General features: G+C 55.1%; 19 protein-coding genes. 3 read left to right on the forward strand and 16 right to left on the reverse strand.

Features of this window, described 5'->3' with window-relative positions; translation table 11 throughout:
- Window positions 1–9: 9 nt before the first annotated feature.
- From carA to ribF, 7 genes are all read right to left on the reverse strand, one after another.
- Window positions 10–1,158: a glutamine-hydrolyzing carbamoyl-phosphate synthase small subunit gene (gene carA / locus FOV68_RS16780; RefSeq protein WP_143991242.1), complete on the reverse strand. Its 1,149-nt coding sequence runs from the start codon at window positions 1,156–1,158 to the stop codon at window positions 10–12.
- Between the two features lie 469 nt (window positions 1,159–1,627).
- Complete coding sequence (dapB, locus tag FOV68_RS16785; RefSeq protein WP_010253726.1) at window positions 1,628–2,443, reverse strand: 4-hydroxy-tetrahydrodipicolinate reductase; 816 nt, start codon at window positions 2,441–2,443, stop codon at window positions 1,628–1,630.
- Window positions 2,444–2,666: 223 nt separating this feature from the next.
- Window positions 2,667–3,620 (reverse strand): 4-hydroxy-3-methylbut-2-enyl diphosphate reductase, encoded by a 954-nt coding sequence (gene ispH / locus FOV68_RS16790; RefSeq protein ID WP_010253724.1) that lies wholly within the window; start codon window positions 3,618–3,620, stop codon window positions 2,667–2,669.
- Window positions 3,601–4,071, reverse strand: coding sequence for an FKBP-type peptidyl-prolyl cis-trans isomerase (fkpB, locus tag FOV68_RS16795; protein WP_010253720.1), 471 nt, complete (start codon window positions 4,069–4,071; stop codon window positions 3,601–3,603). The genes ispH and fkpB overlap by 20 nt, the downstream gene beginning before the upstream one ends.
- Window positions 4,072–4,074: 3 nt before the next feature.
- A complete protein-coding gene (lspA, locus tag FOV68_RS16800; protein ID WP_010253719.1) occupies window positions 4,075–4,581 on the reverse strand; it encodes a signal peptidase II in 507 nt (168 codons plus the stop codon).
- A complete protein-coding gene (gene ileS, locus FOV68_RS16805; RefSeq protein ID WP_031593935.1) occupies window positions 4,581–7,397 on the reverse strand; it encodes an isoleucine--tRNA ligase in 2,817 nt (938 codons plus the stop codon). Before ileS ends, lspA begins: the two co-directional genes overlap by 1 nt.
- A 29-nt stretch (window positions 7,398–7,426) precedes the next feature.
- The gene (gene ribF / locus FOV68_RS16810) at window positions 7,427–8,356 is read right to left on the reverse strand and encodes a bifunctional riboflavin kinase/FAD synthetase (RefSeq protein WP_010253714.1); all 930 of its coding nucleotides are present in this window, start codon (window positions 8,354–8,356) and stop codon (window positions 7,427–7,429) included.
- A gap of 306 nt (window positions 8,357–8,662) precedes the next feature.
- Here ribF and rpsT point away from each other — a divergent pair, with 306 nt between their 5' ends.
- Window positions 8,663–8,926 (forward strand): 30S ribosomal protein S20, encoded by a 264-nt coding sequence (gene rpsT, locus FOV68_RS16815; RefSeq protein ID WP_008925553.1) that lies wholly within the window; start codon window positions 8,663–8,665, stop codon window positions 8,924–8,926.
- Window positions 8,927–8,964: 38 nt separating this feature from the next.
- Here rpsT and nhaR read toward each other — a convergent pair whose 3' ends face one another.
- The 4 genes from nhaR to dnaK form a co-directional block, all read right to left on the reverse strand.
- The gene (nhaR, locus tag FOV68_RS16820) at window positions 8,965–9,873 is read right to left on the reverse strand and encodes a transcriptional activator NhaR (protein ID WP_039386454.1); all 909 of its coding nucleotides are present in this window, start codon (window positions 9,871–9,873) and stop codon (window positions 8,965–8,967) included.
- Between the two features lie 30 nt (window positions 9,874–9,903).
- The gene (gene nhaA / locus FOV68_RS16825; protein ID WP_031593937.1) at window positions 9,904–11,082 is read right to left on the reverse strand and encodes a Na+/H+ antiporter NhaA; all 1,179 of its coding nucleotides are present in this window, start codon (window positions 11,080–11,082) and stop codon (window positions 9,904–9,906) included.
- Between the two features lie 493 nt (window positions 11,083–11,575).
- Window positions 11,576–12,721, reverse strand: a complete 1,146-nt coding sequence (gene dnaJ, locus FOV68_RS16830; RefSeq protein WP_010253699.1) for a molecular chaperone DnaJ — start codon at window positions 12,719–12,721, stop codon at window positions 11,576–11,578.
- 104 nt (window positions 12,722–12,825) lie between these two features.
- Window positions 12,826–14,736 carry a molecular chaperone DnaK gene (gene dnaK / locus FOV68_RS16835; RefSeq protein WP_031593939.1) on the reverse strand — a complete coding sequence of 637 codons (1,911 nt, stop codon included), beginning with the start codon at window positions 14,734–14,736 and terminating at the stop codon, window positions 12,826–12,828.
- 302 nt (window positions 14,737–15,038) lie between these two features.
- On the opposite strand from dnaK, the gene satP reads away from it, so the two are divergent.
- Window positions 15,039–15,608: an acetate uptake transporter gene (gene satP, locus FOV68_RS16840; RefSeq protein WP_143991243.1), complete on the forward strand. Its 570-nt coding sequence runs from the start codon at window positions 15,039–15,041 to the stop codon at window positions 15,606–15,608.
- A gap of 53 nt (window positions 15,609–15,661) precedes the next feature.
- Here the strand turns inward: satP and FOV68_RS16845 are convergent, their stop codons facing one another.
- The 3 genes from FOV68_RS16845 to tal form a co-directional block, all read right to left on the reverse strand.
- A complete protein-coding gene (locus FOV68_RS16845) occupies window positions 15,662–16,969 on the reverse strand; it encodes an MFS transporter (protein ID WP_064703481.1) in 1,308 nt (435 codons plus the stop codon).
- 106 nt (window positions 16,970–17,075) lie between these two features.
- Complete coding sequence (gene mog / locus FOV68_RS16850; RefSeq protein ID WP_143991244.1) at window positions 17,076–17,663, reverse strand: molybdopterin adenylyltransferase; 588 nt, start codon at window positions 17,661–17,663, stop codon at window positions 17,076–17,078.
- A 126-nt stretch (window positions 17,664–17,789) separates the two neighbouring features.
- Window positions 17,790–18,743: a transaldolase gene (tal, locus tag FOV68_RS16855; protein WP_013356716.1), complete on the reverse strand. Its 954-nt coding sequence runs from the start codon at window positions 18,741–18,743 to the stop codon at window positions 17,790–17,792.
- A 209-nt stretch (window positions 18,744–18,952) separates the two neighbouring features.
- Between tal and yaaA the strand changes: the two genes are divergently transcribed.
- Window positions 18,953–19,726, forward strand: a complete 774-nt coding sequence (gene yaaA / locus FOV68_RS16860; RefSeq protein ID WP_109652420.1) for a peroxide stress protein YaaA — start codon at window positions 18,953–18,955, stop codon at window positions 19,724–19,726.
- 62 nt (window positions 19,727–19,788) lie between these two features.
- Here the strand turns inward: yaaA and thrC are convergent, their stop codons facing one another.
- Together thrC and thrB are read right to left on the reverse strand one after the other, a co-directional pair.
- On the reverse strand, window positions 19,789–21,072 hold the full coding sequence (gene thrC / locus FOV68_RS16865) for a threonine synthase (protein WP_039386444.1): 1,284 nt from the start codon (window positions 21,070–21,072) through the stop codon (window positions 19,789–19,791).
- A 3-nt stretch (window positions 21,073–21,075) separates the two neighbouring features.
- Entirely contained in the window at window positions 21,076–22,005 is a 930-nt protein-coding gene (thrB, locus tag FOV68_RS16870) for a homoserine kinase (protein ID WP_039386442.1), read from the reverse strand.
- Window positions 22,006–22,007: the final 2 nt, after the last annotated feature.

The raw sequence follows: 22,007 nt of genomic DNA on the forward strand, positions 1-22,007 counted from the left end.
AGCTCCTGATTACTTCGCTTGCAGACGGAATGCGTCAATCAATTCAATAAAGTGGTCAAACAGCGGCGCAGCATCGCCTGGGCCAGGACTGGCTTCCGGGTGTCCCTGGAAGCTGAATGCGGGCTTGTCAGTGCGATGAATGCCCTGCACAGTTTTATCGAACAACGAAATGTGAGTAACACGCAGGTTAGCGGGAAGATTGTTCTCATCGACCGCAAAACCGTGGTTCTGCGCGGTGATCATCACGCGATTGTTATCGAGATCTTTCACCGGATGGTTGCCACCGTGGTGACCCAGCTTCATCTTCACGGTCTTAGCCCCGCTGGCCAGCGCCAGCAGCTGATGACCCAGACAGATTCCGAACACCGGGATCTCTGTTTTCAGGAAGGCCTGAATCGCGCTGATGGCGTAGTCGCACGGCTCCGGGTCGCCAGGACCGTTGGAGAGGAAGATGCCATCCGGATTAAGCTTCAGTACTTCTTCGGCAGGCGTCTGTGCCGGAACAACGGTTAGACGACAGCCGCGATCGACCAGCATCCACAGAATGTTGCGCTTGGCACCGTAATCGTAAGCCACCACATGGTAAGGCAATGATTCAGCGTCGGCCTGCTCTGGCAGCCCTCCCTCCAGCGTCCAGCTGCCCTGCTGCCAGCTGTAGGTCTCAGTGGTGCAGACCTCTTTCGCCAAATCCATCCCTTTCAGTCCCGGGAACGCCTGAGCTTTTTGCAGCGCCAGCGCGGCATCCGGATTATCGCCCGCAATGATGCAGCCGTTTTGCGCACCTTTCTCACGCAGCAAGCGCGTCAGCTTGCGGGTATCGATATCGGCAATCGCCACGATGTTGTTGCGCTGCAGGTAGGCGGATAAGCCCTCTTCACTACGGAAGTTGCTGGCAATCAGCGGCAGGTCACGGATAACCAGGCCCTGCGCATGAATCTGGCTGGATTCTTCGTCGGCGGCATTGGTTCCGACATTACCGATATGGGGATAAGTGAGAGTAACGATTTGGCGGGAATAGGAAGGATCAGTGAGGATTTCTTGATAACCGGTCATTGAGGTATTGAAAACGACTTCTCCCACTGCCGACCCTGTTGCCCCGATGGCCCGACCGTGGAATTGGGTTCCGTCTTCCAGAACCAAGAGCGCTGACTTAATCAAAACATCCTCCAGGGAATAAACAGTCACAATATCTGCATATTAATTCAAAATAGCCGCCTGAATCAATGCAAAAACCGCCTGAATTGTCGATTTTTGGCAAATTGCGCGCATTCTAATGATCGCCCTGGCCATTGTCTACCCTGCGGCGGGATTTTTTCACCCTTATCTGCCTTCTGAGGAAAATAACGGGCATAAGCAGCAAAAAGAGAGGAAAACTCGGCGGAATAATCGTTTGCCAGGCAGCATAAAAGCAAAACAGAAGCAGCGTGGCCTTTATTTTTGACCAAATGGTCAAAAATAGCATCCGGCAGTGCAAATAAATGAATAAAACAGGCGAAAAAACGAGCCAGAGCTGGATTTTATGCCGTGAAGGCATATTTCAGATAAAATTAAGGGCAATGAAAACATTGCCCCTTTTCAATCAAGCGATTATCGATTGAAACAACCACATCACGATGGTTCACAACACTCACAACATCGACAAATCCAGCACATCACGCATATCAAACAGGCCAGATTTTTTGTCTTTCAACCACAAAGCGGACTTAACCGCGCCATTTGCAAAGGTCATACGGCTTGAAGCCTTGTGGGTTATCTCTACGCGCTCGCCGATATCTGCAAACATTGCAGTATGCTCACCGACGATGTCACCCGCGCGTACTGTCGCAAAACCGATGCTCTGCGGCTGGCGTTCGCCGGTGTGGCCCTCACGCGTATAGACCGCATGCTCATCCAGTTTCCACTGCATCGCATCGGCAATTGCCTCACCCATCGCCAGCGCGGTCCCGGAGGGCGCATCGACTTTATGGCGGTGATGCGCTTCAACGATCTCAATATCCGCGTACTCCCCCATCACTTTGGCAGCCTTCTCCAGCAGCTTCAGCACCAGGTTAACCCCCACGCTGAAGTTAGCGGCGAACACAATGGGGATATCTTCCGCCGCGGCGCGAATGGCCGCTTTGCCTGCTTCATCAAAACCGGTGGTGCCGATCACCATCGCTTTGCCCTGCTCACGGCAGATCGCCATATACTCCAGCGTGCCTTCCGGGCGGGTGAAGTCGACCAGCACATCAAAATCGTTAATCACCGCGCGTAAATCGTCAGCGATGATGATGCCATTTTTCCCGATGCCCGCTAATTCACCAGCGTCGCTGCCGGTCAGCGATGAGCCTGGGCGAGCCAGTGCCGCACCCAGTTCTGCGCCTTCTGCCTGCTGCGTCGCCTGAATCAGATTACGGCCCATACGGCCCGGCGCACCCACAATAGCAATGCGGATTGTGTTCATATTTATTCATTCCTAAAACAAAACTATGCATCCAAAGCGTCATCAGGTTAACGATGAGTTAACAGTCACGCCACTATTAATCCGTGATAATAAGAATTTTATGCCAGCCGCCCGCGATTATCAGTAAAAGCAATCACCGCAGCAAATAACGGCTTTTTTTGTCAGATTCAAAAAACAAAAAAGGCCGAACAGAGTCGGCCTTTTTATCAGTAATATCGATGAGTTACTGCACGTTACGCACTTCGACACGCAGCTCTTTGGGCACTTCGAAGACAATATTCTCTTCACGGCCAATCAGCTCAATTGCCGCTTCGCCGCCCAGTTCACGCAGCCGCTGGATCACCTGCTGCACCAGAATATCGGGCGCTGACGCGCCTGCCGTGACGCCGATGCAGGCCACGCCTTTAACCCACTCTTCCTGAATATCATCCGCAGAGTCGATCAGCTTCGCCAGCTTACCGGCACGCTGAGCCAGCTCAGCCAGACGGTTAGAGTTGGAGGAGTTCTTCGACCCCACCACCAGCACCACTTCCGCATCTTTCGCCAGGGTACGAACCGCTTCCTGACGGTTGGTGGTGGCGTAGCAGATATCATCTTTACGCGGCCCGATGATCGCCGGGAAACGCTGACGCAGGGCATCAATGATGTCAGAGGTGTCGTCCACCGACAGCGTGGTCTGCGTCATGAAGCTCAGATTATTTTCGTCTTTGACGGTCAGCCTGAAGACATCTTCCGGTGACTCCACCAGATACATGCCGCCATTAGGGTTGTTGTACTGCCCCATGGTGCCTTCGACTTCCGGATGACCTGCATGACCAATCAGTATCGCTTCAACGCCTTTACGGCTGGCGCGTGCCACTTCCATATGCACTTTGGTCACAAGCGGACAGGTGGCGTCAAACAGCATGGTCAGATTGCGCGCTTTGGCTTCGGCACGCACCGCCTGAGAAACACCGTGTGCGGAGAAGATCAGAATCGCGTTATCCGGCACTTCACTGATCTCTTCAATGAAGATGGCACCGCGCTCACGCAGGCTGTTTACCACGTAACGGTTATGCACCACTTCGTGACGGACATAGATTGGCGCGCCATACATCTCCAGCGCGCGCTCAACAATACTGATGGCACGATCAACGCCAGCGCAGAAGCCGCGCGGATTAGCTAACAGGATTTGCATCGTTGGCCTCCAGTGCGGGATCGATTTCCAGCACCTCTACATCAAACTGAATACGACGACCTGCCAGCGGATGGTTGAAATCCACGGTGATAGAGTCACCGGAGATTTCACGGATCACGCCAGGCATTTCACTGCCGCCCATGCCGCTGAACAGCATGATGGCTCCCACTTCCGGCTCACCCGCATCGATAAAGTCCCGACGCGAGAAATACTGGATCAGGTCAGGGCTGACGCCGCCAAAGGCGTCGTCCGGTTCCAGGGTAAACTGTTTAGTTTCACCCGCTTTCAGCCCCAGCAGTGCCTGCTCAAGTGCCGCAGAGAGGCTGCCATCACCGAGACGGAACAGCGCGGGCTTGCCGTTTGCACGGGTCGATTCCGCCGTCGAGCCATCTTCCAGCTTCAGCGTAAAATGCACCAACACCGCGCTTTCGCGCTGTACGGACTCAGTCATCACTTACCCTTTCTGTTTAGCCTGTTTGCCGTTCGGGCTGAAAAAGCCCTCCAGCACCACCAATGCAGCACCGATACAGATGCCGCAGTCAGCGATATTAAATGTAGCGAAGTGCCAGTTACCGACATAGAAATCGATAAAATCGACCACAAAGCCATGGTATGAGCGATCAAACAGATTGCCTATCGCGCCGCCGATGATCAGGGCATACGCGATGTTAGCGATCTTCTGACTGGCATGATTACGATACATCATCACGACCAGTGAGATCACGATAGCCAGCGCAATACCGGCAAAGAACCAGCGCTGCCAGCCGCCTTTGTCCGCCAGGAAACTGAACGCCGCGCCGTAGTTGTGCGCGTAGAACAGGTTCAGGTAGGGCATCAGCGGCTGGGTTTCATGCAGCATCATGTTGTTCATCACCCACTGCTTACTGGCGAAGTCGACAACAATCACCACCAGCACCAGCCACAGCCAGCGCAATCCGGTTGATAAAATAGGTTTACGCATCAGGCGAATTCACGCTGTTCGCCGTCACCGGCTACGTTAGTGTAACAACGACCGCAGACCTCAGCATGCTCAGGATTCTGTCCGACGTCGGTAGTGTAATGCCAGCAGCGCTGACATTTCTCGCCTTCCGCCTTGTGCAGCGCGATTTTCAGACCTTTCAGCAGTTCACTCTGCTGCGCTTCGTCGTTCGCCAGGGCGTAATCAGCCACCTGTGCGCCAGAAGTCAGCAGCACAAAGCGCAGCTCATTACCCAGCGCCTGCAGTTTAGCCGCCAGCTCCGGATCGGCATAGAGCGTGACCGTTGCTTCCAGTGCGCCACCGATACGTTTATCCGCACGCGCCTGCTCGATCACCTTGTTCACTTCGCCACGCACTTTCAGCAGCTCAGCCCAGTAGGCGTCATTCAGCGCTTCATCTTCAGCCAGGCCAAACAGCCCCTGATACCACTCTTCGGTGAAGACATACTGCGCACGTTCGCCTGGCAGGTAGCCCCAGATCTCATCTGCCGTAAAGGACATGATCGGTGCCATCCAGCGTACCAGCGCTTCGACGATATGCCACAGTGCGGTCTGGCAACTGCGACGCGCCAGGCCATCACCTTTCGCGGTGTACTGACGATCCTTGATGATGTCGAGATAGAAGCTGCCCATCTCAATTGAGCAGAACTGCATCAGACGCTGGATCACCTCGTGGAAATCGTAGTTCTCGTAAGAGGCAACGATATCGGCCTGTGCCGCCTGAGCGCGACCGACGGCCCAGCGATCCACCACCACCATCTCTTCCGGTTTCACCAGATCGGTAGCCGGGTTAAAGCCGCTGAGGTTAGCCAGCAGGAAACGCGCGGTGTTACGGATGCGGCGATAGGCATCGGCAGAGCGCTTGAGGATCTCATCGGAGACCGCCATTTCGCCCGAGTAGTCGGTTGATGCCACCCACAGGCGCAGAATATCGGCGCCCAGTTTGTTCATCACATCCTGCGGCGCAACCGTGTTACCGATCGATTTCGACATCTTGCGGCCCTGACCATCCACGGTGAAACCGTGCGTCAGTACCTGACGATAAGGCGCTTTGCCCTTCATCGCCGTGGAGATCATCAGCGAGGACATAAACCAGCCGCGATGCTGATCGGACCCTTCCAGATAGAGGTCAGGCGCATGTCCGCCAAATTCCGGACGCGCATCAACCACGGAATAGCTGGTTGAACCGGAGTCAAACCAGACATCCAGCGTATCCGGCACTTTTACGTAATGATCGGCATCGTCGCCCATCAGTTCGCGCGGATCGAGATCCCACCAGGCCTGAATCCCCTCCTGCTCAACGCGCTGCGCAACTTTCTCCATCAGCGCCAGCGTGTCCGGATGCAGCTCTTCGCTCTCTTTATGAACGAACAGCGCCATCGGTACGCCCCAGGTACGCTGACGAGAGATACACCAGTCAGGACGGTTCGCCACCATCGATTCGATACGCGCCTGGCCCCAGTCCGGGATCCACTGCACGCCTTTGATCTCCTTCAGCGACTGCGCACGCAATCCTTTCTGATCCATGCTGATGAACCATTGCGGCGTGGCGCGGAAGATGATCGGCGTTTTATGGCGCCAGCAGTGCGGGTAGCTGTGCAGCAGTTTCTCAACGTGCAGCAGCGCGCCCTTCTCTTTCAGCAGCTCAACGATCATGTCGTTGGCTTTAAAGACGTTGACCCCATCCAGCGTCGGATAGGTGCCTGGCAGATAGCGGCCATCCGGTCCGACCGGATTGGCGGTTTCGATGCCATATTTCTGACCGATAACATAGTCATCCGGGCCGTGGCCAGGTGCCGTGTGGACTGCTCCGGTACCTGCTTCCAGGGTGACGTGATCGCCCAGCACTACCAGCGACTCAAGCGCCAGGAACGGATGCTGGAATTTTTGCAACTCCAGCGCCGCGCCTTTGCATTCGCCCAGTACCTGCCATTCGCTGACGCCCGCGCGCTTCATCACGCTCTCGACCAGATCTTTTGCCAGGATCAGCGCGCGACCGTCGATCTGCAGCAGCTGATACTCAAATTCCGCGTTTAACGAGATGGCGCGGTTAGCCGGCAGCGTCCACGGTGTCGTCGTCCAGATCACCATTGAAATCGGGCCATTAACCTGTGCCACACCAAATGCCTGACGCACCGCGTCGGCATCGATAGCGTTGAACATCACGTCGATTGAAGGCGAAGTCTTGTCGTAATACTCCACTTCCGCTTCTGCTAAGGCAGAACGGCAATCCAGGCACCAGTGCACGGGCTTCGCGCCTTTGTGCAGGTGGCCGTTGCCGATGATTTTACTCAGCGCACGAATGATGTTGGCTTCGGTACCGAAATCCATGGTCAGGTAAGGACGATCCCAGTCGCCCAGCACGCCCAGACGGATAAAGTCCGCCTTCTGGCCTTCAACCTGTTCCGCGGCGTATTTGCGGCACGCTTCGCGGAATTCAGCAGCGGTGACTTTCTCGCCTGGCTTGCCGATCATCTGCTCAACTTTGTGTTCGATTGGCAGACCGTGACAGTCCCAGCCCGGCACATACGGCGAGTCATAACCCGCCATGCCTTTCGACTTAACGATAATGTCTTTCAGAATCTTGTTAACGGAGTGACCAATATGAATGCTGCCGTTCGCATACGGAGGGCCATCATGCAGGATAAAGGTTTTTTTCCCTTTTTTGGCTTCGCGGATGATGCCGTACAGATTGTCGGCATACCAGCGTTGCAACATTCCCGGTTCGCGTTTGGCCAGATCGCCACGCATCGGGAATCCCGTTTCCGGCAAATTCAGGGTAGATTTATAGTCACTCATCAGATTCTCGATTCCGTTTTTCGCTCAGGTTAAAGCAGCCCAAAGAACTGCCGGGCCGTTACCACATCGTTCGCAATTTGTTCTTTCAACGCCTCCAGTGAGGCAAAGCGCTGCTCGTTTCGTATTTTCTGTTTCAGCACCACATCAATGTGACGACCATAGAGATCCATATTGATGTCGAGCAGGTGAACTTCAAGCTGCTGGCGTAAACCTTTTACGGTCGGGCGGGTGCCGATATTGGCGACACCTGGCAGTGGCTCGGGCGTCAGACCCCGTACCTCCACTGCATAAACCCCTTTCACCGGCGAGACGCTACGGCGTAAAGGGAGGTTCGCCGTGGGGAAACCCAGCGTGCGTCCCAGTGCATCACCGTGCACAACGCGGCCGGAAATAGTGAAAGGGTGACCAAGCAGCGACTGCGCCAGCGCTAAATCATCCACGGCCAGCGCCTGACGCACGGCAGTACTGCTGATTCGCTTACCGCCATCACAGAAGGTTTCGGTGCTGACGACCTCAAAGCCGTACTCTGCACCGGCTTTCTGTAATAACAGGAAATCACCCTGGCGACCAGCGCCGAAGCGGAAATCATCGCCTACCGCAAGGTACTTTACGTCCAGCTTTTCGACTAACAGGTCACTGATAAAACGCTGGGCGGACAAGGCCGCAAAGCGACGGTCGAACCGCACGCACAACACTTTATCGACGCCGGCTTCCGCCATATATCGCAATTTTTCACGCAGACGCGTCAGACGAGCCGGCGCTTTGTCACCGGCAAACAGCTCCAGCGGCTGTGGCTCAAAAACCATGACCACCACCGGCAGATTACGCTTACGTCCCTCTTCACACAGCCGCGACATCAGCGCCTGATGCCCACGGTGTACGCCATCGAAATTACCAATGGTCAGAACGCAGCCGCGATGCTGCTCGTTAAGATTATGAATACCGCGGATAAACTTCATGGCTGGCCCAAACCGGTGGAAATCGGCGGATTATACCCTTGAAAGCGACTCAGGTTAACCCGTCAGCACGCCTTTCATGCTTTAGGCGCTGCATTTCCTGTTGCAGAAGCGCATGTTAAGAATTTTGTCGCGAAATACTGTATTCAGCGAGGGGAAGCTGGTAGAATCCTGCGCCATCAAATACGTAACCGAGTGCCGCTCTCAGGGCGACGCTTATTTGCACAAATCCATTGACAAAATCAGGTTAGAAGGGCATAGTCCTCGGCCTTTGATTTGTCTCTATAGAACACATTTGGGAGTTGTACCTTGGCTAATATCAAATCAGCTAAGAAACGCGCCGTAACATCTGAGAAACGCCGTAAGCATAACGCTAGCCGCCGCTCTATGATGCGTACCTTCGTTAAGAAAGTATACGCGGCGATCGCTTCAGGCGACAAAGCTGCTGCGCAGAACGCATTCAATGAAATGCAACCACTCGTGGACCGTCAGGCTGCTAAAGGTCTGATCCACAAGAACAAAGCTGCACGTTATAAGTCTAACCTGACTGCACAGATCAACAAACTGGCTTAATCGCCTGTTGTTAATCGCTTTGTTAAAAAAGCCGGCGCTTACGCCGGTTTTTTTTCGTCTGTACCCTGGCGGGGAAAGAGTCCGCTGAAGTCTGCGTGACACAGTCGCTGCACCGCCGGATGCTGAATCATCCGCTCCGCAAACAGTATGTGATACTCCTCTGATACCGCATCGAGCCGCCCGGCTTCATATATTCCCTCCCGCTGCCCCATCTCCAGCAAAGGCGCGACAAAAATCGCATTCTGTCGCGCACCAAACGCCGTCATCAGTGCCGCATCATCGAACTCACCCAGAATCTCCACCTGCAGCCCCTGGGTGCTGATCCAGTTGAGGATTTTTCGCCCCAGCATGGAGCGGCGACCCGGAATCAGCAGGGGACGCGTCTCAAGGCAGGCCGGAAAAGAAATATCGCTGAGCGGCTGGGTTGACCAGAAACTGATCGCACATTCCCCCAGCTTCACCGAAAACAGCCCTTCCTGTTGGGTGGGGTCGATGGAGCAGTCAGAGATAATCATATCCAGCTTATGCTGACTGAGCTGCTCCAGCAGCATTTCGTGGGTCGATTCAAAACAGCGCAGATGAATTTTCTCCTCTGCGACCACCGCCGTCTCCAGCACCTTGCTGACCAGCTGCTTTGAGAGCGCATCTGCTACGCCTACATCCAGCAGCAGATGGGACTCTTTGCGGTAATTCACAATATCCAGCATCTCCTGACCCAGCATAAACATGCGGTCAGCATAGCGAAAAACCAGCTGTCCCAGTTCAGTCGGTACCAGGCCCCGTCCCTGACGCCGGAACAGTTTGCCCTGCAGGCGCTCCTCCAGTGCCTTAATCTGCCCGGTAATGGTCTGTGGCGTCAGGGAGAGTGCCTCTGCTGCGCCAGCTATCGATCCCGCACGGCAGGCGTGCCAGAAGTAGTAGAGATGATTGAAATTGAGCTGATTCATAGCAAAAAGGAGGCTTTCGCCTCCTCTCCATTAACGCAGTTTAATTCGCAGCAGCGTATAGCCGATGACAGCTGAAAGCAGAGAGCCGGTCAGAATGCCCAGTTTTGAAAAGGTCACCAGCTGTTCATGCGCGGCATCAAAGGCCAGCGAACTGATAAAAATTGACATAGTGAAGCCAATGCCGCACAGCACGCCAATCGCCATAATATCGCGTATGGTTGTGCCGTTGGGTAATACCGCCAGCCGCAATTTTACCGCCAGCCAGCAGAACAGGGTAATGCCTAGTGGCTTACCGATTAGCAGGCCGAGGATGATGCCTGACGGTTCAGGCGAGAGGACATCACTCAGCGTAATGCCAGCAAGTGAGATACCGGCATTAGCAAAGGCAAACAGCGGCAGAATCATCCAGTTCACCCACGGCATCAGACCATGCGCCAGATGTTCCGCTGGAGAGTGCCCCTCTTTCTTCTCCAGAGGCACGAAGAAGCCCACAATGACGCCAGCCAGGGTTGCGTGGACGCCCGACTTCAGCACGGCGGTCCAGAGCACGATGCCCACCAGTATATAAATTGAGATTTTACGGACGTTAAAGCGGTTCAGGAGTGCCAGCACGACAATGGCGCCAGCAGCCACGCACAGGGAGAGCACTGAGAGGTCACTGGTATAGAAAAGAGCGATAATCACAATGGCACCCAGGTCATCAATAATCGCCAGTGCCATCAGAAAGACTTTCAGCGCAACGGGAACACGGCTACCCAGAAGGGCCAGCACACCCAGCGCAAAAGCGATATCGGTTGCGGTGGGAATGGCCCAGCCGTTGCGTGCAATCTCATCACCATGGTTGAAAAACAGGAAGATCAGAGCGGGTAACGCCATGCCGCCTATTGCCGCGATGACCGGGAAGATCGCCTTGTCACGGCTGGCAAGTTCGCCGACCATCAACTCCCGCTTTACTTCCAGGCCAATAACCAGAAAGAAAAGCGCCATCAGTGCATCGTTGATCCACAACAGCAAGTTTTTGCTGATATCCAGCGCCCCGAAGCGGATTTGTACCGGTTCATTCAGTAACGCCTGGTAACCCTGGGCGGTAGCGGCCGTATTGGCGAGGATCATCGCCGCGACTGCCGCCACGATCAACATCACGCCATTGCTGGCATCACTTTCAATAAAACTTTTTAGCAGATTCTTTAATTTGCGCGGCTTGTTCAACGTTCATCTTCCTGAGCAGAGACAGAATATTAAACAGTGTAACGATTCATATAGTTCGTTAAAAGCAGCTTATACCGCGCTATATGCTCGGTTTAGCCGAGCGGTAGCGGCAGTAAACGTCGGCTTTTTTATGAATGCTGCGGTGAGGGAGAGATAATGCAGCCATCACAGGCGGGGGATTTAAAGTAAAAAAAAGCGGAGCCGGGACTCTAATGCTGGTCAGTTAAGCGACAGGTGATAACGCAGTCTGGTGCCGGGCCTGCTCTGAAACTTCAGTGTGTATTGTTAAGAAGGGCACGAGAGTTGAGGCTCAAAGCCGAAGGTACCGCGTGAGCGGCGCGAGGACGGCCCGGCAGCAGCAGAGGTGCGCTGGCCCGCACTGCAGCTCGCTCGCCCAAAAAAAAAGCTGCCACGTTTGACCGTGACAGCCTTTACAAATCTAATCTTAACTGATCAGCATCAGAGCCGGGGCTCCGCTTTTTATCAGGCAGACTTAACGAGTCAGATCATCAAAGAATTTTTTCACGCCATCGAAAAAGCTCTTGGAGCGTGGGCTGTTATGCTCGCCGCTCGGACCGCCAAAACTCTCTTCCAGTTCACGCAACAGCGCTTTCTGTTTCTCATTCAGGCTGACCGGTGTTTCCACCACGACACGACACAGCAGATCGCCGACCGCGCCGCCACGCACAGATTTCACGCCACGTCCGCGCATGCGGAACAGCTTGCCGGTCTGAGTTTCTGACGGCACTTTCAGCTTCACGCGACCATCCAGGGTCGGTACTTCAATCTCACCGCCCAGCGCTGCCATCGCAAAGTTGATCGGCACTTCACAGTAGAGATTGTTCTCTTCACGTTCGAAGATCGGGTGTTTCTTCACCGAGACCTGAACGTAGAGATCGCCTGCTGGTGCGCCCTGCTCGCCCGCTTCGCCTTCGCCGCTCAGACGAATGCGATCGCCGGTGTCGACCCCTGCCGGGATTTTCACTGACAGCGTTTTCGACTTCTCAACGCGGCCATGACCATGACAGGCGTTGCACGGATCTTTAATCACCGAGCCGCGACCATGACAGGTCGGACAGGCCTGCTGAACGGTGAAGAAGCCCTGGCGCATCTGCACCTGGCCTGCACCGTGACAGGTTGAACAGGTTTGTGGCTGCGTTCCCGCTTTCGCGCCGCTGCCGTGGCAGACGTCACACTCTTCCAGCGTTGGAATGCGGATCTCTTTGGTCACGCCGCGTACCGCTTCTTCCAGCGACAGCTCCATGTTGTAGCGTAAATCGGCGCCACGGGAGGCGCGCTGACGGCGTCCACCACCAAAGATGTCACCGAACACGTCGCCAAAGATATCGCTGAAGTCTGCGCCGCCGCCACCAAAGCCGCCGCCGCCGTATCCACCGCCCCCCATACCGCCCTGTTCAAAGGCTGCATGACCATATTGATCGTAGGCCGCACGCTTCTGCGCATCGGTCAGGATTTCGTACGCTTCCTTGACCTCTTTGAATTTGGCTTCGGCTTCTTTGTCACCGGGATTACGGTCCGGGTGAAATTTCATTGCCAGGCGTTTGTAAGCCTTTTTGATTTCACGCTCGTCCGCGGATTTGGCGACGCCTAAAATCTCGTAGTAATCACTCTTCGCCATGTTTATTTAGCCCTTAACATGATCGCACGGGCGTGGAGAGATCTCCTACGCCCGTGCTGGTTTCAACGGCTGTCAGGCCAACCGTCGCGCCCGGTCAGGGGCAATTATTTCTTGTTGTCTTTTACTTCTTCGAATTCAGCATCGACAACATCGTCATCTTTCTTCGCTGACGCGTCACCGGCATCCGCTGCACCCGCCTGAGACTGCTGTGCTGCTTCCATCAGTTTGCCGGACACTTCCATCAGCGCCTGCATTTTGGCGTCGATTTCCGCTTTGTCTTCGCCTCTCAGCGCAGTTTCCAGCGCGGCCAGAGCGGCTTCGATTGGCGCTTTGTCATCAGCAGACAGTTTGTCGCCCGCTTCGTCCAGCTGCTTACGCGTGCTGTGGGCAATCTGATCGCCCTGGTTACGCGTCTGTACCAGCTCTTCGAACTTGCGGTCAGATTCAGCGTTCGCTTCCGCATCACGCACCATTTTCTGGATCTCTTCATCGCTCAGACCTGAAGAGGCTTTGATGGTGATTTTCTGCTCTTTACCGCTGTTCTTATCTTTCGCCGACACGTGCAGGATACCATCCGCATCGATGTCGAAGGTCACTTCGATCTGCGGCAGACCGCGTGGCGCGTTCTGGATACCGTCGAGGTTGAACTGGCCCAGTGACTTGTTGTCATTGGCGCGCTTACGCTCACCCTGCAGCACGTGAATGGTCACGGCTGACTGGTTATCTTCAGCAGTCGAGAAGACCTGGCTGTGCTTGGTTGGGATGGTGGTGTTCTTGCTGATCAGCGAAGTCATCACGCCACCCATGGTTTCGATACCCAGTGACAGCGGGGTAACGTCCAGCAGCAGCACGTCTTTCACGTCGCCACCCAGTACACCACCCTGAACCGCAGCACCGACCGCGACCGCTTCGTCCGGGTTCACGTCTTTACGTGGCTCTTTACCGAAGAACTCAGTCACTTTGGCCTGAACCAGTGGCATACGAGTCTGACCACCCACCAGGATAACGTCGTTGATGTCTGAAACAGACAGTCCGGCATCCTGCAGCGCAACTTTCAGTGGCGCGATTGAGCGAGCAACCAGATCTTCAACCAGTGACTCCAGTTTAGAGCGAGTCACTTTGATGTTCAGGTGTTTAGGACCGGTCGCATCTGCCGTGATGTATGGCAGGTTAACGTCGGTCTGCTGTGCAGAAGAAAGTTCGATTTTCGCTTTCTCTGCCGCTTCTTTCAGACGCTGCATCGCCAGTGGATCGTTGTGCAGATCGATGCCCTGGTCTTTCTTGAATTCAGCAACCAGATAGTTAATCAGGCGGCTATCGAAGTCTTCACCACCCAGGTGGGTGTCACCGTTGGTCGCCAGAACTTCAAAGGTTTTTTCGCCGTCAACTTCGTCGATCTCAATGATTGAGATATCGAAGGTACCGCCACCCAGGTCATAAACCGCGATGGTGCGGTTGCCCTGACCTTTATCCAGACCGTATGCCAGTGCAGCAGCAGTCGGTTCGTTAATGATACGTTTGACTTCCAGACCCGCGATACGGCCGGCGTCTTTGGTCGCCTGACGCTGCGCATCGTTGAAGTAAGCCGGTACGGTGATCACGGCTTCAGTCACTGGCTCACCGAGGTAATCTTCGGCGGTCTTTTTCATTTTCTTCAGCACTTCAGCAGAGATCTGCGGTGGTGCCATTCTCTGACCTTTCACTTCCAGCCATGCGTCGCCGTTGTCAGCGCCGGTGATTTTGTACGGCATGATTTTAATATCACGCTGCACTTCTTCGTCCTGGAAGCGACGACCGATCAGACGCTTAATTGCGAACAGGGTATTCTGCGGGTTGGTCACTGCCTGACGTTTAGCCGGTTGACCGACCAGAATTTCGCCATCCTGTGTATACGCAATAATTGAAGGCGTGGTGCGATCGCCCTCGGCATTTTCCAGCACGCGTGCTTTAGTGCCATCCATGATCGCAACACAAGAGTTGGTTGTACCCAGGTCAATACCAATAATCTTACCCATCTAAACATCTCCCACTTAAATTCGTTGCCAATTTGGGTTGTGAACCTTTTATGTGGGCGGGTTGTTTGCATTCAACTGCCAGCACATGCTTTTTTTCCAACGTTCACAACGCTCGATGACAAGTAAATGGGGCCGCTTCGATGCGCATCAAGGGCTAAACCAAAAAAAAATTTTTACCTTTGGCCCTGTCGGGATCAAAGAACGCTGCCACAGCGCTGAATATGATGCGTCGCCTTGTTCCCCTCAGGGAGCAGGACGGAATCCGTTTATTACATCAACGATCATCTTACTGCCGAGGAACTATGGCAAATTCAACGCTGGCTAACCCTGCCCCGCTGGGATTAATGGGATTTGGCATGACGACCATTTTGCTGAACCTGCATAACACGGGCCTGTTTGCCATGGACGTGGCGATTTTAGCGATGGGCATTTTTTATGGTGGGATCGCGCAGGTGCTGGCCGGTCTGCTGGAGTTTAAAAAGAACAACACTTTCGGGCTGACCGCTTTTACCTCTTACGGCATGTTCTGGTTAAGCTTTGTGGCGATCCTGCTGTTACCTGAAATGGGACTGGCGAAAGCGCCTGACGAACGTTTCCTGGGGGCCTGGCTGGCACTGTGGGGCATCTTCACGCTGTTTATGTTCGTCGGTACGCTGAAAGGTTCGCAGATGCTGCAGTTTGTTTTCGGCTCGCTCACGCTGCTGTTTCTGCTGCTGGCCGTGGCCCATCTTATGCACCTGCCGGCGCTGGTGGTGTCCGCGGGCTGGGTCGGGATACTCTGTGGTGCCAGCGCCTGCTATCTGGCGATGGGTGAAGTGCTGAACGAAACCTTTGGCCGCAACATTCTGCCGATTGGCGCGAAATCGCTTTAAGCCTGCCTTTACGCATAAAAAAAAGACGCGGAGCCTGGCTCCGCGTCCCTGTATCACAAAGAGTTAATCCCCTGCTGCAGGCCAGGCTCGTGGCTGACATCACGCCGCAGCCAGATCCCCGTCAGCAATCCCACCACCGCCAGCGCCATCACATACCAGCACGGTGCCATCACTGAGACGTTCATCAGCAGCGACACAAAGATGGGTGTCAGACCGCCGAAGATCGCATAGGAGAGGTTGTAGGAAAATGAGAGTCCGGTAAAACGCACTTCTGCCGGAAAGGCGCGCACCATCACAAAGGGCACGACACCGACGATACCGACGCTGAGTCCCGCCACGCCATAAAGCAGGAAGAGCTGCTGTGGATAGAGGGCGGTCAGGTGATAAAACTGCCAGCTACAGATCGCCAGCAGCAGGCTGCCGACACACAGCGTACGACTGGCACCAAAGCGATCGGCAGCGAGTCCGGCAATAATGCAGCCAATGCAGAGCATTACGGTGGCGATGCTGTTGGCCTGCAGGGTCAGCGCCGGCGCGATGCCCTGCTGTTTTTGCAGCCAGACCGGCGACATCAGGATCACCACCACGATGCAGGCGGAGAGCAGCCAGGTCAGCAGCATAGAGATGACAATCGACTTTTTATGCTCTGCCAGCACGGTCTTCAGCGGCAGAGTTTCAGCCAGCGCTTTACGCTGCTGCATCTCAATAAACACCGGCGTCTCATGCAGCCAGCGACGCAGGTACATCGCGACCAGCCCGAACACGCCGCCGAGGAAGAACGGGATGCGCCAGCCGCCATCATGGATCGCCTGCTGCGACATTGAGGTATTGATCAGCGTGGCTACCAGCGAACCCAGTAAAATGCCAATGGTCAGCCCGGCCGTCAGCGTGCCGCAGGCGATACCGATACGTTTATAGGGCACGTGTTCCGCGACAAACACCCAGGCGCCCGGCACTTCACCGCCAATCGCCGCGCCCTGTAACATCCGCATCAGCAGCATCAGTAGTGGCGCAGCAATGCCAATCGTCTGCCAGGTGGGTAAAGCGCCCATCATCAGGGTCGGCAGCGCCATCAGCAGAATGCTCAGGCTGAACATCTTTTTGCGCCCGAGCTTATCGCCAAAATGCGCCATCACGATGCCGCCCAGCGGACGAGCCAGATAGCCTGCGGCAAAAATGGCAAACGTCTGCAGCTGACGCAGCCATTCCGGGATATCCGAAGGGAAAAAGAGTTCGCCAATCACGGTGGCGAAGAAGACGAAGATGATGAAGTCGTAGAATTCCAGCGCGCCGCCCAGCGCGGCCAGCGCCAGGGTCTTGTAATCCTTACTGGTCAGACGCTGAGTGTGAGTCGGATTCATAATATTCCAGAGGCAAAAGAGATAAGGTTGTAAAGATCTTATTACTATACCGTCAATCTTTTGCCACACCAGAAAGGCTATAGCTTATGCCTGAAATGGGGAATATTTAGTTATTTATCTCACGTATCGCGCTTTTAGGGCGAAATGCTGCTACTACGCCGGAATGCGTTTCGACGTAAGGCCCTTCCAGCAACTGTAAACAATAAGGTACAGACGCGAAGATGCCGTGAACTTTTACGGTGCCCTGCGCATCCTTCAGCCCTTCCAGCGTCTCTTTGATCGACTTCGGCTGACCAGGCAGATTGAGGATCAGCGACTGCTTGCGGATCACCCCGACCTGACGCGACAGAATCGCGGTCGGTACGAACTGCAGGCTGATCTGGCGCATCTGCTCACCAAAACCAGGCATTTCACGATCGGCAACGGCTAAGGTGGCATCGGGCGTGACATCCCGTCGGGCCGGACCGGTGCCGCCGGTGGTTAACACCAGATGGCAAAAACGTTCATCGACCAGTTCGCAAATCGCCTGCTCAATCATCGGCTGCTCGTCGGGCACCAGTCGGGACTCAATCTCAAACGGGCTGCTGATTGCGCTGCCGAGCCAGCACTCCAGCGCGGGAATACCCTGATCCTGATAAATGCCGTTCGCGGCGCGATCGGAGACCGAGATCAGGCCAATGCGTAATGTATTCATGATTAGCTTCGCTGTGATTTACCGCGGTGCGGTTGGAGTAAAAGAGGAATAGCCGAGAGGATAATATAAAGTGAAAGGGTCGGAAAAGGGAAAACCGTGGCAGCCTGCGCCGCCACGGTCAACGGATTACAGCAGTTCTGCCAGCATCTTCTCAAGTTTGCCCTGATCAACGGCAAAATTGCGGATACCTTCTGCCAGCTTCGCAACCGCCATCGGATCCTGGTTGTGCTGCCACAGGAACTCAGACTCGGTCATGCGCGCCGGACGCGCTTTCACTTCGCCGCTGTAGCTCAGTTTACGCTCCAGGGTGCCTTCGCTCTCCGCCAGCTCTTTCAGCAGGGCAGGAGAAATGGTCAGACGGTCACAGCCAGCCAGCTCGATGATTTCGCCGACGTTACGGAAGCTGGCGCCCATCACCACGGTTTCATAGCCGTGCTGCTTGTAGTAGTTGTAGATTTCAGAAACTGAAACCACGCCTGGATCTTCGTGCGCGGCATACTCTTTCTTGTCGGTGTTGGCTTTGTACCAGTCGAGGATACGGCCAACAAACGGAGAGATCAGGAACACGCCCGCTTCAGCACAGGCACGCGCCTGAGCAAAGGAGAACAGCAGCGTCAGGTTACAGTTGATACCCTCTTTTTCCAGCTGCTCTGCAGCACGGATGCCCTGCCAGGTAGAGGCCAGTTTGATCAGGATGCGGTCGTTGCTGATACCGGCATCATTGTAGAGTTTGATCAGGCTGCGGGCTTTGGCGATGCTGCCTTCAGTGTCGTAAGAGAGACGCGCATCCACTTCAGTCGAGATGCGGCCTGGGATCAGTTTGAGAATTTCCAGACCAATGTTCACGGCCAGCTTGTCAGAAACCAGCTGCAGCTGCTCTTCTTTGTTGCTGCTCTGCTCACGCGCCCAGCCGATCGCTTCATCGATCAGTTTACGGTATTCAGGAATTTGCGCGGCGTTGAGAATCAGAGAAGGGTTGGTGGTGGCGTCTTGTGGCTGATACAGCTTCATGGCTGCAATATCACCGGTGTCGGCTACTACGGTGGTGAGCTGACGCAGGGAGGTAAGTTTGTCCGTCATGTTCTTTTCTCTTAGTTAACTGTCAGTGTGAAAAAAGGCTGTTGCGATAATATCACGCGGCAACGGTGGCGCAAGGTCAGGGAATGCCGTTTACGATAGCGCGAACAAATAGGTGTGATTCGTCATTCTTTGCGGCTTTTTTGATACACTGCGAAGCCTGATAAGCAGCCAATGCCCTGTTAAACCAGGCATTAACCGAGGAAGCAACTATGTTGATGGTGATCTCTCCCGCCAAGACGCTGGATTATGAAAGCCCGCTGGCGACAACGCGTTTCACCCAGCCTGCGCTGTTAGAAAAGTCACAACAGCTGATTGAAATTGCGCGCGAGCTGTCACCCGCCAGCATCGCCTCGTTAATGGGCATCAGCGACAAACTGGCGCACCTGAATGCCGAGCGCTTTAACAGCTGGCAGCCCGATTTTTCCCCTCAGAATGCCCGTCAGGCAATTCTGGCGTTCAAAGGTGATGTCTACACCGGTTTACAGGCAGAGACCTTCAGCGATCAGGATTTCGATTTTGCTCAGCAGCATCTGCGCATGTTATCGGGTCTGTATGGCGTGCTGCGTCCACTCGATTTAATGCAGCCTTACCGTCTGGAGATGGGCATTCGCCTGGCGAATCCGGCGGGCAAAGATCTCTACACCTTCTGGGGCGATCTCATCACTGAAACGCTGAATGCCGCGCTGGCGGAACAGGGTGATGAGGTGCTGATCAATCTCGCCTCGGACGAATATTTCCGGGCGGTTAAGCCGAAGATGCTGCAGGCACAGATGATTAAGCCGGTGTTCCTCGATGAGAAGAATGGCAGTTACAAAGTGATTAGCTTCTATGCCAAAAAGGCGCGTGGATTAATGAGTCGCTATGTGATTCAGCAGCGCCTGACAAAGCCGGAACAGCTTAAGGCGTTTGATCTGGATGGCTATCGTTTTGACGCGGCCAGCAGCAGCGAGAGCGAGCTGGTCTTTAAGCGCGCGGAGCAGTAACACCCCGGCGCACTCTGCTTTCCACAAACAGGCTTCCCGCAACCGGGAAGCCTTTCACAGCTTTACTTCAGCAGGAACGCCCGCAGCGAGGCGAAATCACCCTTCATCTGATGCGACAGCAGCGGCAGGTCGGCGCGCTCCGCTAACTCCGGCGGCAGCGTCAGGGTCTGCTCAAGGATCGCTTCCACGCTTTCGCGGAATTTCGCCGGATGCGCGGTTCCCAGGAACACACCATACTCCCCTTCCTGCAGCTGATCGCGCAGCAGACGCCAGGCGATGGCGGCATGCGGCTCGGAAATGTAGCCCATCTCAGCCAGTTCACGCATGGCGGCGCGCGTGGTCTCATCCGAGACCGCACCGCAGGCCAGATCGGTTAAGCGCCAGGTTTTACGGCGGAACAGCTCTTCCACACGCGGCCAGTTATTAGGCTGGCTGACATCCATGGCATTCGACAGCGTAGAGACCGTCTGGTTGGGCTGCCACTCGCCGTTGCCCAGGAAGCGCGGCACCGTGTCGTTGGCGTTGGTGGCGGCGATAAAGCGTTTGATTGGCAGGCCCAGCGATTTCGCCAGCAGACCGGCGGTCAAATCACCAAAGTTACCGCTCGGCACTGACACCACCAGCTGATTACGTTTTTCCTGTGGCAGTTGTGCGACTGCTTCAAAGTAGTAACAGATCTGCGCCAGCAGGCGGCTGATGTTGATGGAGTTAGCCGAGTTCAGGCCAATCGCCCGTTTCAGCTCTTCATCATCAAACGCCTGTTTCACCAGCGACTGGCAGGCATCGAAATCGCCGTCGATAGCGATGGTTTCGATGTTGCCGCCCAGGGTACAGAAGAGTTTCTCCTGCAGCGGACTGATTTTGCCCTGCGGATAGAGAATCACCACGCGCACGTTCTTCATGCCGTAAAAGGCGTGCGCCACGGCCGCGCCGGTATCACCGGAGGTGGCGGTGAGAATGGTGATCTGCTCATCTGAGCCTGAGACATACGACAGCATCTGCGCCATAAAACGGCCGCCAAAATCTTTAAACGCCAGCGTCGGGCCGTGGAAAAGCTCCAGACAGGCGATATCTTCGCTGACGGCTTTCACCGGGGCCGGAAAAGCAAAAGCGGCTTTAACACGCTCATGCAACTGAGGGGACGGAATCTCGTCACCAATGAAAGCCGAGAGAATTTTGCTGCTGCGGCTGACAAAATCCATCTCCAGCATCGCGTCGATGTCGGTCAGTTCAAACTCCGGCAGTTCCAGCGGAAAGAACAGACCCTGCTGCGAACCCAGACCCTGTTTCACCGCCTGGGCGAAGCTGACCTGCTCGTTGTGATCCTTAAGATTGTAGAGTTTCATGCGTTATCCCAATTGTCGTGCGCCAGCCGTGTCGAGACGGCAGATATGGACGAAGCCTTCATCATTCTGCAGATAGTGCTGGCTCAGCCAGTCAGCCATCCGCTGTGCCGTTTCCATCTGATTGCAAACGGCGAAAAGTGTCGGACCAGAGCCTGAGATACCGCACGCCAGTGCGCCAATATCTTTCGCGGCCTGCCGCGCCTCGGTGAAACCTGGCAGCAGCCGGGTCCGGTAAGGTTCGGCAATCACATCCTGCATAAGTTTAGCTGCCAGCTGCGGCTGACGCGTATGGCAGGCGTGAATGAAACCGGCCAGCAAACGGCCATGCCTGATGCAGTCCTCTTTGCGGTACTGTGCCGGTAAAATGGCGCGCGCTTCTGCGGTTGAGACTTTAATGCCCGGATAGGCCATTACCCACAGCCAGTCATCAAAGCCCGGCACCGCCTGGCTGATAATGTCATTCTCCTGCAGCATCAGCTGAATGCCGCCGAGGAAGCAAGGGGCGACATTATCATAGTGCACGCTGCCGGAGATTCGCCCTTCCAGCTCGCCCATCAGGGTCAGTAACGTGCTGTCGCTGAGTGGCTTGCCGCAAAACTCGTTCATCGCCATTAAACCGGCCACCACCGAGCAGGCGCTGGAACCCAGCCCGGAGCCGATGGGCATATTCTTCTCCAGCGTCATCGCCACCGGGATCTCTTTGCCGATTTCCTGGCAGAAACGCTGCCAGCACTGGTAAACAATATTCTCTTTCGGATCGGCGGGCAGCTTACTGACAAAACGTCCGGCGTTGGTCAGTGAAAACTGCTCTGCCGCTTCCACGGAGACGCAGTCACCCAGCAGGGAGCCATCTACCGGCGAAACCGCCGCGCCCAGCACATCGAAGCCGACGCTGACGTTACCAATCGAGGCCGGTGCGTAAATTTTTACCATGA

Source organism: Pantoea sp. paga, from assembly GCF_007558755.1.
Taxonomy (GTDB): Bacteria; Pseudomonadota; Gammaproteobacteria; order Enterobacterales; family Enterobacteriaceae; genus Pantoea; species Pantoea agglomerans.

Coding starts and splice junctions, on each gene's coding strand:
- nhaR (WP_039386454.1), bottom strand. CDS start 9,873: ATGAATCAGCTCAATTTCAATCATCTCTACTACTTCTGGCACGCCTGC.
- ribF (WP_010253714.1), bottom strand. CDS start 8,356: ATGAAGTTTATCCGCGGTATTCATAATCTTAACGAGCAGCATCGCGGC.
- lspA (WP_010253719.1), bottom strand. CDS start 4,581: ATGCGTAAACCTATTTTATCAACCGGATTGCGCTGGCTGTGGCTGGTG.
- thrC (WP_039386444.1), bottom strand. CDS start 21,072: ATGAAACTCTACAATCTTAAGGATCACAACGAGCAGGTCAGCTTCGCC.
- satP (WP_143991243.1), top strand. CDS start 15,039: ATGGCAAATTCAACGCTGGCTAACCCTGCCCCGCTGGGATTAATGGGA.
- ileS (WP_031593935.1), bottom strand. CDS start 7,397: ATGAGTGACTATAAATCTACCCTGAATTTGCCGGAAACGGGATTCCCG.
- FOV68_RS16845 (WP_064703481.1), bottom strand. CDS start 16,969: ATGAATCCGACTCACACTCAGCGTCTGACCAGTAAGGATTACAAGACC.
- dnaK (WP_031593939.1), bottom strand. CDS start 14,736: ATGGGTAAGATTATTGGTATTGACCTGGGTACAACCAACTCTTGTGTT.
- thrB (WP_039386442.1), bottom strand. CDS start 22,005: ATGGTAAAAATTTACGCACCGGCCTCGATTGGTAACGTCAGCGTCGGC.
- mog (WP_143991244.1), bottom strand. CDS start 17,663: ATGAATACATTACGCATTGGCCTGATCTCGGTCTCCGATCGCGCCGCG.
- dnaJ (WP_010253699.1), bottom strand. CDS start 12,721: ATGGCGAAGAGTGATTACTACGAGATTTTAGGCGTCGCCAAATCCGCG.
- ispH (WP_010253724.1), bottom strand. CDS start 3,620: ATGCAAATCCTGTTAGCTAATCCGCGCGGCTTCTGCGCTGGCGTTGAT.
- dapB (WP_010253726.1), bottom strand. CDS start 2,443: ATGAACACAATCCGCATTGCTATTGTGGGTGCGCCGGGCCGTATGGGC.
- tal (WP_013356716.1), bottom strand. CDS start 18,743: ATGACGGACAAACTTACCTCCCTGCGTCAGCTCACCACCGTAGTAGCC.
- yaaA (WP_109652420.1), top strand. CDS start 18,953: ATGTTGATGGTGATCTCTCCCGCCAAGACGCTGGATTATGAAAGCCCG.
- fkpB (WP_010253720.1), bottom strand. CDS start 4,071: ATGACTGAGTCCGTACAGCGCGAAAGCGCGGTGTTGGTGCATTTTACG.